The organism is Acidobacteriaceae bacterium (assembly GCA_035944135.1).
In the GTDB taxonomy this organism is placed as follows: domain Bacteria; phylum Acidobacteriota; class Terriglobia; order Terriglobales; family Acidobacteriaceae; genus Granulicella.
On record DASZBM010000001.1, the window covers coordinates 154,674 to 171,139 of the forward strand.

The 16,466-nt window shown below is 59.7% G+C and carries 10 protein-coding genes and 1 tRNA gene; 7 read left to right on the forward strand and 4 right to left on the reverse strand.

What is annotated here, in order from left to right; translation table 11 throughout:
• Positions 1-19: 19 nt before the first annotated feature.
• Positions 20-451 (reverse strand): response regulator, encoded by a 432-nt coding sequence (locus tag VGU25_00565; protein HEV2575674.1) that lies wholly within the window; start codon positions 449-451, stop codon positions 20-22.
• A 643-nt stretch (positions 452-1,094) separates the two neighbouring features.
• On the reverse strand, positions 1,095-2,021 hold the full coding sequence (locus VGU25_00570) for a PhzF family phenazine biosynthesis protein (GenBank protein ID HEV2575675.1): 927 nt from the start codon (positions 2,019-2,021) through the stop codon (positions 1,095-1,097).
• 356 nt (positions 2,022-2,377) lie between these two features.
• Between VGU25_00570 and VGU25_00575 the strand changes: the two genes are divergently transcribed.
• The 3 genes from VGU25_00575 to VGU25_00585 all read left to right on the forward strand — a co-directional run bounded on the left by VGU25_00575 (position 2,378) and on the right by VGU25_00585 (position 6,441).
• A complete protein-coding gene (locus VGU25_00575; protein HEV2575676.1) occupies positions 2,378-3,034 on the forward strand; it encodes a peroxiredoxin in 657 nt (218 codons plus the stop codon).
• A gap of 77 nt (positions 3,035-3,111) precedes the next feature.
• Positions 3,112-3,187 (forward strand) — tRNA-Cys (locus VGU25_00580).
• Between the two features lie 563 nt (positions 3,188-3,750).
• The gene (locus tag VGU25_00585) at positions 3,751-6,441 is read left to right on the forward strand and encodes a serine/threonine-protein kinase (GenBank protein ID HEV2575677.1); all 2,691 of its coding nucleotides are present in this window, start codon (positions 3,751-3,753) and stop codon (positions 6,439-6,441) included.
• Here the strand turns inward: VGU25_00585 and VGU25_00590 are convergent.
• Entirely contained in the window at positions 6,438-6,968 is a 531-nt protein-coding gene (locus VGU25_00590; GenBank protein ID HEV2575678.1) for an ECF-type sigma factor, read from the reverse strand. The two genes, VGU25_00585 and VGU25_00590, sit on opposite strands and share 4 nt — an antisense overlap.
• 318 nt (positions 6,969-7,286) lie before the next feature.
• Positions 7,287-7,418, reverse strand: coding sequence for a hypothetical protein (locus VGU25_00595; protein HEV2575679.1), 132 nt, complete (start codon positions 7,416-7,418; stop codon positions 7,287-7,289).
• Between VGU25_00595 and VGU25_00600 the strand changes: the two genes are divergently transcribed.
• The 4 genes from VGU25_00600 to VGU25_00615 all read left to right on the forward strand — a co-directional run bounded on the left by VGU25_00600 (position 7,408) and on the right by VGU25_00615 (position 16,395).
• Positions 7,408-10,029 (forward strand): Ig-like domain-containing protein, encoded by a 2,622-nt coding sequence (locus VGU25_00600; GenBank protein ID HEV2575680.1) that lies wholly within the window; start codon positions 7,408-7,410, stop codon positions 10,027-10,029. The genes VGU25_00595 and VGU25_00600 overlap by 11 nt on opposite strands.
• Before the next feature lie 66 nt (positions 10,030-10,095).
• Positions 10,096-10,872, forward strand: coding sequence for a prolipoprotein diacylglyceryl transferase family protein (locus VGU25_00605; GenBank protein HEV2575681.1), 777 nt, complete (start codon positions 10,096-10,098; stop codon positions 10,870-10,872).
• A gap of 528 nt (positions 10,873-11,400) precedes the next feature.
• Complete coding sequence (locus VGU25_00610) at positions 11,401-14,628, forward strand: carboxypeptidase regulatory-like domain-containing protein (protein ID HEV2575682.1); 3,228 nt, start codon at positions 11,401-11,403, stop codon at positions 14,626-14,628.
• A 678-nt stretch (positions 14,629-15,306) separates the two neighbouring features.
• Entirely contained in the window at positions 15,307-16,395 is a 1,089-nt protein-coding gene (locus tag VGU25_00615) for a 3-oxoacyl-[acyl-carrier-protein] synthase III C-terminal domain-containing protein (protein HEV2575683.1), read from the forward strand.
• Positions 16,396-16,466: the final 71 nt, after the last annotated feature.

The following is a 16,466-nucleotide window of genomic DNA, read 5'->3' on the forward strand; positions in this document are numbered from 1 at the left end:
GGAGGAGGAGGAGGGTGGATCAGCTTGCGATTGCGATCGCGACTTCGGGGGCGGGTACCTGAATCTGCTTCTTCGGTCCGCGCTTGCGGGCGACGAGGATGCGAATGCGATCGAGCATCTCGGCGGGTGTGCAGGCGCCTTTGGGGAGGAACGCGTCGGCCGCAGCGGCGCGGTCAAAGTTGGAGACCGTGCCGGAGATCAGAAGCGTGGGGAGACCGGGGTGAAGTTGTTTGGCGCGACGGACGAGCTCATTGCCGTCCATCTGCGGCATGATGACATCTGCCAGCAGAAGATCCACCGAGCCAGGGATCGCGCCGCGCAAATAGTCCAGCGCTTCGGCTCCGGAGCTCATCGCCAGGACACGATATCCGCGGGTCTCCAGGAGGAACTTCCTTACGGAAAGAATCTGCTCGTTGTCTTCTACACACACAATCGTCTTACGAGGGCGCATCGTCGAATCTCTCTTTTTGCCGGGGGTTACCGGCCTTCCTGCTGGTGCGTTGTAGTCCCCACTTCCATTGAGGAAGCGTCGGCCGTTGCGCGATGCCGCAGACCTCCGAGCCATGCGAGCGCACGGCCTGAGCATCGGCGGGTTGTGGCACCGTGGATCCCGTTTCGGGCGCGCGAGTCCTGTCCGGCGCAGGCGGTCGTGCCACCGGCACGGCAGGTTGGGCGCCGAGACTCTGTGGAAAAGCATCGAAGAGCCGACGCTTTCTGCAGTCAGACGGCGCGCCTCGCAGCACTTCCACCCTTTCTCGAAGGCGGCGATTTTGCGGTCGCGGCCGTCCTCGTGAAAGGAAACGAAGATCCTACCCCTGTACCCTCTCTGGAGCGGTTTTAGCCGCAGGAAGGCTTAGAGCGGTGAATCCGCTCTAAAGGGTTCAGCGCAAATTGTTTGAAAAAATCAGGCGAAAACTTTACGTCCCTGAGCCCGAGCCCAACGACGATTTGCTGAGCATACGGAGAGGAACCTCCCGCAGCAACGGCGAAATTATGGCGAAAACGCAACCAATTCCGTGTCGCGCATCCACTGAGCCTTATGGAGTGCGCATCAATGTTGAGGTTTGTTGTCTTCAGTCCTGTGTAAATCTTCGTTAAATGGGCAGGAAAAAGGCACCCGTTGCCACAGGGATGGTGCTGCCCGAGACCGTTATGGAGCCGACACCCCCGTCTTGTCGGGCAGCGCGGACCACGATACGGCTTGGACGCCCTAGTTCAAGCCCTTGCCGCAGTATGACTTCGCGCCCTGAGTGGGCGAGTCCATGCTGCACGAGCCAGGCGATTGCGCAGCCTGCCGCGGAACCGGTGGCTGGGTCCTCGCCGGAGTAAAACTGCATGCGCGCGCGCCAGACGGCGGCATCCGCGAGGGGCTTTTTTACATTGTGTTGATCTGGGGCAATGCAGTAGAACCAGCGGGTTCGGTTTTCCGCGAGCCAGGCGGAAGCTTCCCATTGGGGAATCGCGAGCCGCTGCAGAGCTTCGAGCTTGAGCGCGACTATGCAGAAGGGGTTGCCGGTAGAGACGGTTTGCGGCGGCGCGTCTTCGAGGAGGTCGGATTCCTGAAGGCCGAGCACGCGGGCGACTTCGGCCCGGTCGTGGGGACGGCTGAACTCGGCGTCCTTCTGCCACATCGTTCCGAAGACGCCGCTTTCGGCGGCTGATTTTGGTTCGATCTTCACGGCGATGGGACCGACGTTGAGCAGAAGCTTGAGGTCCGCAGCTCCGCGCAGAGGAGGATGGTTCAGGTACAGCCAGCTCGCCGTGCCGAGCGTGGGGTGGCCGGCGAACGGGAGCTCCTCCTGTGTGGTGAAGATGCGGACGCGGACGCCTTCGGCGCGGTCGTGATCGGCATCGCCGGAAGGCAAGACGAAGGTGGTCTCGGAGAGGTTGGTCTCTCGCGCGATGGCCTGCATCTGCAGGTCGGAGAGGCCGCGGCCATCATGGAAGACAGCCAGCGGATTGCCTTCGAGCGGGCGCTCGGCGAAGACATCGAGGATGGTGTAATCCAGCTTGCGATTCATGCAGTTGAGTCTACCGATTTAGCGCAGGGCTCGATCGTCGTCCGGTTGACATGACGGATGGGCGGACGTACCTTGAGGACAGCTGCAAGTGGGGCAAACTGCTTCCATGCTGACGCTTGGCGCCAGCGGCGGTAAAAGATTTGAGACACGAACCGATGCTTCGCTCGCACATGTCCGCTCACCTCTGCTGCTGCTGTTGCTGCGGGGTCATGCGGGTGAGCAGATGAGCGAGTCGAGGCCGTAAAAGCGCAAGAGTGAATCGACGCTCAGAACCCACCCAAGGCCCTGGCCCGGTGGGTTTTTCAGTTAGGACAAGCACTTCAACGAAATAAAAAATACAAGGCAGGTATAGAACGATGTCTCTCCGCATCAACGATATTGCTCCTGACTTCACCGCTGATACCACGCAGGGACCGATTCACTTCCACGAGTGGCTCGGCAACAACTGGGGCGTGCTCTTTTCTCACCCCAAGGACTTCACGCCAGTTTGCACGACGGAGCTCGGCGCGGTTGCGACGCTCGAGGACCAGTTCGCCGCCCGCGGCGCGAAGGTCATCGGGCTGTCGGTCGATCCCGTCGAGTCGCACAAGCGGTGGGAGAAGGACATCGAGGAAGTCTGCGGATCTCCGGTGAAGTTTCCGGTGATCGGCGACCCCGAGCTGAAGATTGCGAAGCTTTATGACATGCTTCCGGCGGATGCCGGCTCGAGCAGCGAAGGCCGTACACCGGCGGACAATGCGCCGGTGCGCACCGTGTTCGTCGTCGGCCCGGACAAGCGCATCAAGCTGCACCTAGCCTACCCGATGTCGACGGGGCGCAACTTCGATGAGATTTTGCGCGTCATCGATTCCATGCAGTTGACGGCGAAGCATAAAGTATCGACGCCGGCGAACTGGAAGCAGGGCGACGATATCATTATTGGAGGAGCGGTAAGCAACGAAGAGGCCGACAAGCTCTTCCCCGGCTACAAGACCGTGAAACCTTACCTCCGCACGGCAGCGCAGCCGAAGTAAGAGCCGCTCAAGCGGCCTTCTAGTTGCAGTGTCGAACAGTTATGCGTGCCTGTTTCTGAGATACAGGCACGCCGAGAGCACCGGTGGCGAAGTGGCTAACGCGCTGGTCTGCAAAACCAGTATTCGCCGGTTCAATCCCGGCCCGGTGCTCCAAATCTTTCAATAGTTTGCCGTTCCATTCCAAGCAGGCCGTTTGTGGCAAGTGGCTGATTGTGGCCACTCTAGTCCGAGTTGGCGGGACGCGAGACGTCGCGGGCGAGCCCTTGTCTATTTCCGCTCAAAATCTGCCGGCAATCGGCGGTTGCGCCAATTGCCACGCGCCTAGTTTTTTTCCATTCTGCTTGCAGAAACTACGCGATCTCGGTGGCATGAATCGGCGCCTCGGATCCGGACGTCGTCGACCTGGCGGCGCGAGCTTGAGAGGTTTTTCCCGCGCGCGCTGCGTTATCGGATAGCACTCGCTCGATCGCAAAAGGAAAATGATGTCGACAGCAATTTTTACTGAAACTACCTTCATGTGGCGTGCGCGATCGCCATATGCTTGAATGTTTTCGATCCCAGTAGTTATCCGGACACGTCCGCCGTTCTGCGTTTCGTGATGTAGACGCAGCGGTCGAACGGCAGCTCTCGTGCAATCAGCGGAGAGCGCGCTGCCTTCCCTGTGCCTCTGGATAGCTAAGAGTCGACAAGGAGCAACGAGAGCTGACGTGGAATCAATGACGCCGGAGCAGTGGTCGAAAGTGCGCACCGAGCTTGAAACGGTACTCCTTGTCGACGGCGCAGATCGCAACGCCTACCTGGAGGGCTTGGCGGGGCGATCGACGGAGATGCATCGCGCCGTTCTCGACCTGCTAGGGGCTGAGCCCGAATGTCAGCGGCTCTTTGATGTCGACCGCTGGAGAGACGAGATTGAGCGGGCTGTTGGCCTCAGCGGCCTGATGATTGGAAAGTATCGCGTGCTGCATGAGATTGGCAGCGGCGGCATGGGTGCCGTCTATCTTGCCGAGCGCGCGGATCAGCAGTTCGAGCAGCGTGTCGCGCTGAAGCTGATGCGCGAGATACTGCCGGGCAGGGGCGCCCTCGAACGATTCCGACGCGAGCGGCAGATTCTCGCGAAGCTCGAGCATCCGGGCATCGCGCGGCTGCTCGATGGAGGGGTGACTGACTCGGGTCAGCCGTACGCCGTGATGGAGTACGTCGAAGGTCTGCCCATCGATCAGTACTGCGAGCGCCATAAGCTCTCCGTCGCGGACCGTCTGCGCCTCTTTTTGCAGGTGGCTAAGGCTGTAGAGTTCGCTCATAGGAACCTGGTGCTCCATCTGGACCTCAAACCAGCCAACATACTCGTAACAGCCGACGGCGCAGCGCGCCTTCTGGACTTTGGAATCTCGCGCATCCTCAATGAGACGCACACCACTGAGCTGACCGCGCCGCTGTTGACGTTGCAGTACGCCAGCCCGGAGCAACTCAGCGGTCAGCCGGTGGGAATGGCGAGCGATGAATTCTCGCTGGCGACCGTCCTCTACAAAATGCTGACGGGGACTCTGCCCTATCCCATCGAGGGGATGTCGAGCTTCGAGGCAGCACGCGTCGTCCGGGAAACGGCCGCGCGCCCGGCGAGCGAGGTTGCGCCTCCGGAGCGCAAGGCTGAACTGCGGGGGGACCTCGACATCATCCTGCTTCACGCATTGCGCAAAGAACCAGAGCGCCGTTACGGCACGGTATCCGACTTTGCCCGGGATGTGGAGCGTTATCTCGCTTCGGAGCCCGTTGCGGCGCACGCCGACAGCGTCCGCTATCGCGTATCGAAATTTGTGCGTCGCCATCGCGGTTACGTTGGGGTGGCTGCTGCGGCCCTAGTGATTGCGATGGTGAGTGTGGTGTTCGTCGTTCGGTACGCCATCGTTGCGCGCCGCGCGGAAAACGTCGCTGAGACGCGCCTGAAAGACGTGCACGACCTCGCGCACACCTTCATCTTCGACGTCGACCCGAAGCTTGACGGAATTCCGGGCACCGTAGAAGCCCGGGGCGTCATTCTGAAAACGGGCATGAAATACCTTGACGTCTCCGCGGCGGCCTCCGGCAACGACGATAAGTTGAAGATGGAGCTCGCGCAGGGATATGCGCAATTGAGTCAGGAGCAGTACAACTTCCTCAAGCAGAGCGAGGGCGACGTAGCCGGCGCTCACGTCTCACAGGCCAAGGCGCTGGCACTCGCCGAAAATGTGCTGAGCCGGCACCCCAAAGATCCGAAGACGATTCAGGATTTCATCTTCGTCGACCTGCGTAACGCGCAGGCGATCGACGAGGCTCAGGGCGATATTCCCGCTTATGACGCGCAACTGAAGCATATGTGGGAGGTGGGACAGCCGCTGCTGACCGGGAAACCGACCGCGCGAAGCCTGAATACGATGGCCTCGATCGCCGGTGAACTCGCGACCAATCGCACTGGCAACGGAGCGATGTGGAATTTCGCCGACCCGCGTGGCGGCATTACCTGGGCCGTGAAGTCGCGTGAGCTCGCGGACCGCGTGGTACGCGAATATCCGAATGACGTCGTCGCGACCTGGTCGACGGTAAATGCGATCTACGCCGAACTCACGATCATCGACAGTTCCATCTACCTGGGTGATGAAAACGGAGTGCGCAACGCTTATGCGGAGCTGGAACGCCGGGCGCAGGATCCCCGGGTGCAGGATCCCCGCCTTGCCCAAGTACGGCATGTGATTCGGGATTACGAACTCGCCACGGCAGTGCTTTTGCGCGATCTGCCAAAGGCAGACAGCCTGCTTGCCAATGAGAGTGAGAAGGATCGCCCGGAAGCGGGTAACAATGCGAAGCTCGATCAGCAGTACGCAATGCAACTCGAGTACCGGGCTTTGCTCGAACTTGCAGAAGGCCAGAAGCGTGGCGCTGACGAGGCGATGCGCTCCTTCGATGCAATGGAGGCCCTCGAACGCACGTCACGCGGAGACGTCGGGCCGCGGGTACAGCTGCTGTGGATGGGGCAGCAGTTGGGATGGGAGCCACTCATTCCTGCGGTAGAGCGCCGTCGCATCCTGGAGCGTGCGCTGGCCATCGCAGAGAACTACGCGCCCAGGTATCCGCAGGTCCTCAGCGCGGAAATCCGAATCGCCATGTGCAATCTGTTGCTCGGGCGGCTCCTCCGGGAGGAACGCAAATTCACAGAGGCGGCGACGAAATTCGAAGCAGCGCGCCAAGCCCTGGTCATCGCTCGCAAAGGCGTTCCGGATCCGCAGGAGGTCGACCTGGTCGAAAGCCAGGTGGAGGCGGAGGCGTCGGGAAATCTAGACCGCACAGACGCTTGTATTCAGCGAATTGGTGCGCGCTATTTCTACTCATTCCTGAACGGGCGGCAACAGATCGCAGCCTGTGCAGCCCGTTAGCTCGAGGTAAGGGCGTGGGCCAGCCATAGCCGGCCGGAGGCCCAGTCGCGGTGCACGGTAGCTACGGATATGCGGAGAAACTCTGCGACTTCATCGACCGTCAGACCGCCGAAGACGCGCAACTCCACGACCTTAGCCTGCCGCTCGTCCATCGCGGCCAGCCGGTCGAGAGCCTGGTCAAGCTCATCGAAGAGCACGGGGTCGGATTGCGCTACGTCAGGAGAATCCGAGAGATAGACCATCGTGCAGTCTGCACCGCGCTTGGCTGCGTTCTTGCCCTCGCCATGATTGACCAGGATGCGGCGCATCATCTGCGCGGCCACGCCAAGCACCTGCGCGCGGTTCCGGAAATCGACGCTGTGCTGTCCCAGCATCCGTAGATACGTTTCGTGGATCAGGGCAGTGGGCTGCAGCGTGTGTGACCCTCGCTCGCGGCTCATGTAGATATGGGCGATCCGGTGCAGCTCTTCATAGAGCTGCGGCATCGCCGCGTCGAGAGAGATCTTGTCCGGTTTGGGCCCGCCCATCTTCGCCTTCAGCGTAGCGCAGTTCCTGGAGTTTGAGAAGGTGAGCGGGCGGCACGCCGCAAAAGGAATTTGGGCTGGGTGAGAGGTTTCTGCGGGTCACGCTGCGTTTTAACGGTGAGCCCCACCACAGGCTGACTTCCTTTGAGGTTCCATGAGCCTTCCCATGCCCGTTTCCTTCCTTCGTCGCGTCTCTTCCCTGTTCCTGGCTGTTTCGGGCCTAGTCGCCTGCATTTCGGCCTCAGGTCAGGCAAATATCAGCTCCGTAACATTACCAAAGCCTTCGGTCGCCCTGGTTGCAGATACCAATTCCGGTGCGGTTTATTCACTGAACAGTGACTTTTCGGCGAGCGCCATTGACGGCTCCTCGAATAGGGTCACGACCACCTGCCCTGCGCCGAGCGGGGTTGCGCTGGGGACATCGACGAGTTCGTCTGCGGTGATGAATGCCATCGCGCCAGATTCACCGAACCAGGCTCTGTACCTGCTGGGGCAGGATACGGCCACGGCGCCGGATGGCGGGGTGGTGGGTTTGGGCACCACGAGCTGCGCGGCTACCAATGTCGTGGACCTGATGAACGGCGCGAATTGGAATGCGCTAGTGACGGTGGATTCGATGCATCACCTGGTGTACGCGCTTTCGGACGCCGGGGGTTCCTCGGGCGGCGTGACGCTGACGGTTATTGATACGACAAAGTTCCCGGCGCTGACCTCGACGAACTACTCGCTGGCGAATACGACGGGGCCGTTCAGCGGTATGGTGGTCGATCCCTCGACGGGCAAGCTGGCCATCTACGGCCAGGGGCTGTATGTGTACGACCCGTCGGCGAAGGCTGTGTCGCAGGTGTACTCGCAGGCGTTTATGACGATCGCGAACGCGTTCATCGTGCCGACGTCGTCGACGTCGACGACGACGCGGCTGGCGATCATCCCGAGCTCGCAGAGTATTGGCGGGAAGACGATCATCGAGCTGATTGATTTGAGCAAGGTGAACGGCAGCTTCTATACCGCCGACAACGACAACCCGGTGGTGATCAACAGCAACGAGGGATTTGCGCTCGTCAGCGGTGGAGGGTACAGCGCGAAGACAGGGCTGATCTATGTGCAGGTGGAGCTGACGGACAACACGACACAGGAGCTGCTGAGCTACAACTACCAGACGCCGGCTTCGCCGAATGAGACGGTAGTGGCGGATACCTCGAAGACGAAGGCGGCGGGATCGCCGCAGACGCAGATCATCTTGAACGACAAGGCGGGTGCGGTGTTCGAGGTAACGCCGGACGTCACGTACGAGTACAACAACCCGGGCAGGCAGGGGATCGTGGCCTATGCGGTTCCGCTTGCGGGCCTGGGGACGGCGGGGATTCCGGTAACGCTGCTGGACGGGAGCGCGATGGGCGACCCGGGCACAGAGGTGACGGCGTTCGCGACGAACCAGGTTACGGGCAAGAGCTACGTGGCGACCAACGACGGGAACGTGTTTATCATCACGCCGAGCGCGTCGAGCACGACCTCGGTGAACCTTGCGGTTACGGGAGCGAGTACGGGAACTGTGGGCGTGGCGCAGACGTTCAATGTGACGCTGTCGCTTCCGGCGAACTCCACGACGACGGAGATGCCGAGCGGCAACATTACGGTGACGGCGACGAACGGAAGCAACACGGTGACGCTGGGCACAGTGAGTGCGTCGAGCGCGTACAGCCCGAATGGAGCGACGGTCAGCGGAACGTTCCCGAGCGCGGGGACATGGAATGTTGTGGCGTCGTATGCGGGGGATTCGAACTTTTCGGTTGGAGCGTCGAGTCCGCTGGCGGTAACGATAGCGCCGGCGGCGGTTGGTCTCAGCCTTAACATCTCCGGCAACGCGTCGGCAATGACGAACGTGCAGCAGACATACACGATCAAGCTGAGCCTGCCTTCGGGGGTCACAACGACGAACACGCCTACAGGAACAATTGCGGTCTCGGCGAACATGGGCGGCAATTTCACTTCGCTGGGAACGGTTTCTGCGGCGAGTGCCTTCAGTGCGAATGGAGCGACGGTTACGACGACGTTCACGACGGCAGGGACCTATGTGATTGCGGCGACGTACAGCGGCGACGCGAACTTCACGTCGACGAGCGGCAATGCGTTCACGGTGACGGTGTCAGCGGGTCTTCAACCGCTGAACTTGGCGCTGACGGGACCGACAACAGCGAACGTAGGAAGCACGCACAACTACGTAGTGCAGTTGTCGCTGCCGGCGAATGCGATGACGACGTATACACCGAGCGGAAACGTGACGCTGAGCGCGGTTGGGCCGAACTCGACCACGCTAACGCTGGGCACGGTGAGCGCGGCGACGGCGTTCAGCGCGAATGGCGGAACGATTGCGGGGATTTTCCCGCTGACGGGAAGCTACAGCCTGGTGGCGAGCTATCAGGGAGACGCGAACTTCCAGGGGGTGACGTCAGCCACGCTGGCCGTGACGGCCACGGCGACGACGACTACGCCGGCGTTCCAGATTGTCGCGAGCGACATGGAGAATGCCACGGCGACGGGTGGACCGATGGATTCATCGAGCAACTTCCCGACGCTGAACGGCAGTGTGCCGGACACGGTGACCATCACGGTGGCGGCGGTGAATAGCTGGACGGGCACGCTGAACCTGGGTGCGTCGGGACCGGCATCGGGCGCGAACATTGCGTTCTATGACAAGTCGGGCAGTGCGATTACGCAGATCGTTCTGCCGGCGGTTGGATCGGTTACGGTGACGGCAAAGATCACGCCGGGTGGATCGGCGGCGCTGAAGAAGCCCGGGTTGCCATGGAAGAGCTATGGCGAGCGGGGATCGGCGACGCTGGCGGCATGCATGCTCGGGCTGCTGTTTGTTCCGCGTGGGCGGCGCCGGCAGGCCGCGAAGCTGTTTGCGGTGGTGGTGCTGCTGGTGACGATCGCGACGACGTCGAGTGGATGCTTGCAGTCGAACGGCGGCACCAAATCGTCATACGTGAATTTGACGCTTACGCCGACGACTCCTGCGAGTTCGCCGGCGGTCGGGGTCACCTTCCAGTACAACCAGTAATGGCGGACTAACCGGGCTGGGAATGGCCTATTCGGCATTCCCAGCACCTCCTTTAGAAGAGCACCAATGTATCCGTTCTTCGATATCTTCGGCGTACGCGTCTACTCGTTCGGCCTGTTGGTGGGTCTCGGAACGATCGGCGCCATGATTGCGGCTCACCTTGATTTCAAGCGGCGTAGCCTTCGGGTTTCGGTGCTAACCGCAGGTGCGGTTCTGCTTGGCTCGGGTGTCATCGGAAGCAAGCTCGACAGCGTCTTGATTTCGTCACTGCTCGCACATGGCACGTCGCAAGCAGATCTCCTTTCCAAATCCGGATTCACATGGTTCGGCGGCGTAGTGACCGCGATGGTTGCTGGCGTCGGGCTGGCGCGCTACTACGACGTAGGCCTCCTGGAGGGCTTCGATTCGATTGCTTTTCTCAGCCTGGGGCTGGCGATCGGGCGCATCGGATGTTTTCTTGCCGGCGATGGCGACTATGGTCCGGTGACACGCGTGCCCTGGGGTGTTGACTTCAGTCACGGCCTTGTTCCAGCAGCGGGCCTTCGCCACCCCACCATGCTCTACATTTCAATGTTTGAGCTGGCGATCTTTGCGTGGCTGTGGCCACAGGGACGCCCTGATGTGTACGCTCGAAAGCCATCGGGATCGATCTTCGCGCAGTGGCTTATGCTAACCGGGCTCGCTAGATTTGTGACGGAACACTGGTCGCTGAATCCGATAGTCGCGTTCGGATACACGGAGGCAGAACTGGTCGGACTGGCGTTCGCGGTGTGTGGGTTGCTGCTTTTGATCTTCTGCCATCTGCGGACAACGCAATCTGTGCCAGAGAAGGCTATTGGTTAAATTGAGCGACTATCAAGACACACCATCTGAATCAATCTTTTCAGCAAGCCGGACGACCCGCTGTATCTGAGTAGAGGACCAACGACCGCCGCGTGGCGCACAGATTCCCCGGCGATCGAGTTCCACAGCAATCGCTGGCATCGAATCGTAGCCGCCAGCCTATACTTCACGCACTCGTTCTATGAGATCACTTGCGCGTGCTGAAGCTGCTTCTTTCGAGACCGGCGATCAGGTTCGGGTTCAACTTTGAACCTGCAAGAATTGTCATCTGCTCGTAACGATCGTGTCATTTTCTGATCTGGTGAATGGATGCCCGCACGTTAAGAGCGATACTTTCAGCCAGTTTACCGGTATTTCACCGGACCGAAAGCCTGGGGTGTGGTGTGGGAATTGTGACGAGCTGTTGTTAATTCCTGTCAGACATGCGGCGGAATTGGTCTATAGTTCGACTATCACCGCTTACCCTAACGTCGCTTCGCGACGACTCCACAAAGCACGCGAAAAGTCGTGTATCCACCGGAGGACCAAATGAAACATAAGTTACAGATACTCGCAGTATTTTTTGCCGCAACCACCGTTGCGGCCTTTGGCCAGTCCACAGCAGCTCTCTCAGGAACCGTAACCGATCCGACAGGAGCCGCAGTTCCCAATGCGCACGTCGTTGTTCATTCTCTCGGCACCGGAGCGGACCGCAACGTTGATACGGACGCGTCGGGTCTCTACGCGGTGCCTTCGCTCGAGCCGGGTGACTACTCGGTGCGGGCTTCGGCAACTGGATTCGCCAATGACACGGTGCCCAAGGTGACGCTGAATGTCGCCAGCTCGGTCACGCTGAATTTGAAACTTGCGATCGCGTCAACGGGCGAGACCGTGCAGGTAGAAGGCGAGGCGCAGAACCAGATTGAGACGCAGACGATCACGGTCGGCGAGGTGATCGACAATCGTCAGGTTCAGGACCTTCCGCTAAATGGGCGGCACTTTCTCGATCTGACGGTGCTGACGCCGGGCGGAGTGGTGGCGCCGACGAACGGCAGCCTGACGGCAACGAGCCGCGGACTGGGAGCGAACTCGTTTATTACGGGGGGCAATCGCGAAGACTCGGTGAACTTCCAGATCAACGGCATCAATCTAAACGACATCAGCCAGAACCAGATTACGTTTCAACCGTCGATCGCAACGACAAGCGAGTTCAGGATCATCAACCAGACGTTCAGCGCGGAGTACGGGCGCAGCGATGGATCGATCGTGACGGTGGCAACGAAGTCGGGAACCAACCAGTTCCACGGCGAGGCGTTCGACTACTTCCGCAATGAGGCGCTGGACGCGCGTAATTATTTCAACCGGAACTATAACCCGGCGACCCTGGTTCCATTGCCCTTCGGCACGGGAGCGAAGGCACCGCTGAAGCGCAATAACTTCGGCGGCGATCTAGGCGGCCCGATCTTCCGCAATCACACATTCTTCTACTTCAGCTATGAGGGATTGCGGCAGCACCAGGGCATTCTGCAAAACAGCAATGTCTTTACGTCAGCACAGCGCGCCGCCTTTATTCCGGGCACTGTTGGAGCCAAAATTGCGGCGCTGATTCCGCAGCCGAACAGCGGCTCGACGTACGTCTCCTTCACACCGGGACCGGTGCAGATCGACCAGTACACGGGTGATGTGCTGCAGAAGATCGGCGACTACGACACGTTGCACGGGTTCTACGCGTTCCAGAAGGACGTACGCACCGAGCCCGCGCTGCAGGGCGATACGCTACCGGGATGGGGTGACCACCGCGCCGCGCACCGGCAGATCGGCACGCTGCAGTACGTGCACATCTTCTCTCCAAAGATCACGAACGAGGCGCGTCTCGGCTTCAATCGGATCTCGATCTCATTCAATCCGGCGAACACAATTGATCCGACGAGCGTGGGCCTGGGCGATGGATTGAGCGGCCCGGTCGGGCTTCCGCAGATCACGATCACGGACGATAGCTTCACGTTCGGTGGACCGTCGGGCTTCCCGCAGGGCCGCGACACGACGACGGGTGTGCTCGCAGACACAGTCACGATGCTCAAGGGCAATCACCAGATCAACTGGGGCGGCGAGTTCCGTCGCTATCTGCTGTACAGCTTCACGGGCAACATCGGCAGCATGAGCCTGACGTCCGCGAATCTGGCGGGAGTTGGCTATAACGGCGTGGCCGTGACGCCGGTCTTCGCCATTCAGCCGAACATCATCGACTACCGCGTCTACGCGGATGCCGCGGGGGCGTTTGTTCAGGACCATTACAACGTGACGCCGCAGCTGATGTTCGAGTACGGACTGCGGTTTGAGTGGAACGGCACACCGGTTGAAGGCGAAAATCGTATTTCGATCTTCCAGCCGGCTACTTCAACACTGGTCCAGGCGGGCACGAACGGCATTCCCGCTGACGGCGCCTACAAGCAGAACTACAACCTGGAGCCACGGCTGGGTTTCTCGTATGACGTCTTCCATAACCAGAAAACTGTTGTGCGTGGAGCGTACGGTTTGCTGGTGGATCAGCCGGTGGCCGGCACGGTAACTGTTCTGACCGCTAATCCGCCATTCACCACTGCGGTTTCCTACAACAACAGCGCGAACCCACAGCCTCTGAGCAACATCTACGCGGCGGCGGCGGGCGCGTCAGGGTTCGCGCTTGGGTATGTCAATCCGCACTTCCGCAATGCGTACGTAGAAGACTTCAATTTGAACATCCAGCAAGCGTTGCCCTGGGCGATGGTCGGCACGATCGGGTACTACGGATCGACGGGTCACCATCTGCTGATCAACACGAACTTCAACCAGGCCTCCGGACCGCCGAGCAGCCCCAGCCCGCGTCCGTACACTACGCTCGCTTCAACGAGTCCGATCGCTAGAGGCGCCTCAATCGCCTCCAACATAAACGAGCGAAACAGCATCGGCTACTCGAACTACAACTCAATGTGGGTGACATTGAACAAGAGCTTCGCCCATGGCTTCCAGTTCAATACGAACTACGAGTGGGCGAAGTCGATGGACATCAACTCACTCGGCTCACAAGGGACACTTACAGCTAACGGAGGGCTCGAAGACGCCAATAATCCGGCCTTGAATTATGGTCTGTCGGACTTTGACGTGCGGAATCACTTCGCTGGCACGGCGATCTACGCGCTGCCGTTCAAACGCAACCGGTTCGTGGAGGGCTTCCGGTTGGAAGGAATCTTCCAGTACCAGACCGGGAACCCGGTGAATATTCTGGCTTCGACCGACGGCTATAACGGGATCGCCGGCAACATTCGGCCGAATCTGCTGGGTAAGTTCGGGCGCAGCAGGGTGCAGGTTCCGGGGCAGTCGTACATTCAGTACTTCAACGTCCCCGGGGGACAAACCTATGGCGGATCGATTTGCGATCTGACGAACTACACCCCAGCTTGCCTTCTACAGGTTGTGGGAACACAGCCATCCGCGACAGGACCGCTGGCGGCCACCCAAACCACCTATCCGGGATTGGGCAATATCCAGCGCAACTACGGTACCGGACCGGGTTTTGCGGACTGGGACATGTCGGGCGAGAAGGAGACGCGGATCACGGAACGGGTAGCGTTCACCCTGCGCGCTGACGCGTTCGACATCCTGAACCACCCGAACTTCGGTCAGCCGACCGGCAATGTGCAGTCGGCTGCGTTCGGGCAGATTACGGCAACCCGCTTCGCGACAAGTGACGGCGGGTCGTCGCGTCAGTTACAGATCAGCGGAAAATTCACCTTCTGAAGATCGAAAGAACCCTTGGCGCCAGCGGGCTTGCAAATGACGCTGGCGCCATTTTTGTCGCAGGTGCGCGTGCCCGAGCGATCGGCTGGGGAGATTTAGTTTTCGTGTTATCAACAAGAATTGTTGCAAGAGCTTCGGTGTCATGGGATGGTCTCTTGAATCCACGAGCGGTGGAAATGTGCATCGCATCCCGCAGCTAACTACATCGATTTCCAGTAGTTTTGGACATGCGTATTCATTGGATGAATAAGGAACTAAGCTGGCGCGACGCGTACTACCGAGATGAAGTTATTGAGCCTCATGGAGATCCACCTGAGTAGTGGCTTGTGCACGGATCAGCGGGACTTCGAAGTTTGCGGGAGATCAATGATTTACAGCTCAGCGTGAGGGATCTAAAAAGATTCCCGAGATAGACTGTAAGTCGGATTACGAAATTGAGAACAGCACGTCCAAAAGAAAACCGGATACAACCATAGCGAACCGGATAACAACTAAGGTCCCCCGTTCCACAGCAGATTGGGCCTTATACTCGAAACCGTTGCCCACCGGGCCTATCCTGTCTGTGCTGCGTGCCCCCGTCACTCAGCATTCGATGAACAGGTTTGCTGTACTCCTGCCAGATGGCATTGGCTGAGTTTGTTGATCAGCACCCCATCTCCATGAGAGGTCGTTCATGAAATGCGAATTGCATCCGTAGCCACGGCGTATCCTCCTTATCGGTATCCTCAGTCGGTCATCACAGAGGCGCTGAAGACTTTCCGCAAAAACAAGTCCACTGAATCGAATGAAACACGTTTGATGGACCGCCTGCATTCGAACTGCGGGGTGGAGTTCCGTCACCTGATGTTCCCGATAGACAGCCTTGGTCGCTTCTCTGGATTCGGCGCGTCGAATGACGCGTGGATCGAAGGAGCACTCAAGCTGGGTCAGCAGGCGGTTACGACCGCTCTGGACCGCGCGGGTTTGAAGCCGTCAGATATCTCCGCGATCTTCTTCTGTTCTACGACTGGGCTGGCGACACCGAGTATCGATGCGCGGCTCACGAACCTGATGAACTTTCCCACGAACATCAAGCGCACGCCCATCTTTGGGCTGGGCTGTGTCGCGGGAGCTGCAGGGATTTCGCGCGCAGCGGACTATGTGCGCGCATATCCGAAACAGTATGCGCTTCTCCTGGCCGTTGAGCTCTGCTCACTCACATGGCAGGAGACGGATGAATCGATCGGCAACCTGGTGGCGTCAGGCCTGTTCGGGGACGGCGCGGCCGCTGTGGTTCTAGCCGGAGACGCAACGCCTCATGCATCGAAGCCGCGTTCAGAGACGGACAGTCCCTGCCCGCGTGTGCTCGATACACGTTCCACGCTCTATCCGGGGACCGAGCACCTCGTTGGGTGGAAGTTCAGGGATAACGGCTTCAACGTTGTGCTGTCTTCTGAAATTCCTGACCTGGTAAATAAGTACCTGCGCTCTAACGTGGATGAGTTTCTCGCCGACAATGATCTTACGGTGAAAGAGATCTGCAGCTTCATCTTCCACAGCGGGGGCCCAAAGGTGCTGGAAGCGATGGAGAAGAGTCTCGATCTTGCTCCAGGTGCACTTGAATCCTCATGGACGAGCCTGCGCGAAGTCGGCAATCTGTCATCGGCTTCCGTGCTTTCGATCATGGAAGACTACCTGCTTCACAAGCCGGGAAAACCGGGCGAACACAGCGTATTGGCAGCTATGGGGCCGGCGTTCTGCTCGGAGCTCGTTCTTCTGCAGTGGTAGTACCGGGCCGCAATTGGGCCTAATCGCACAACTGATCTGATCGTGAGGAGCGCATTGATCAGGTGCGCTCC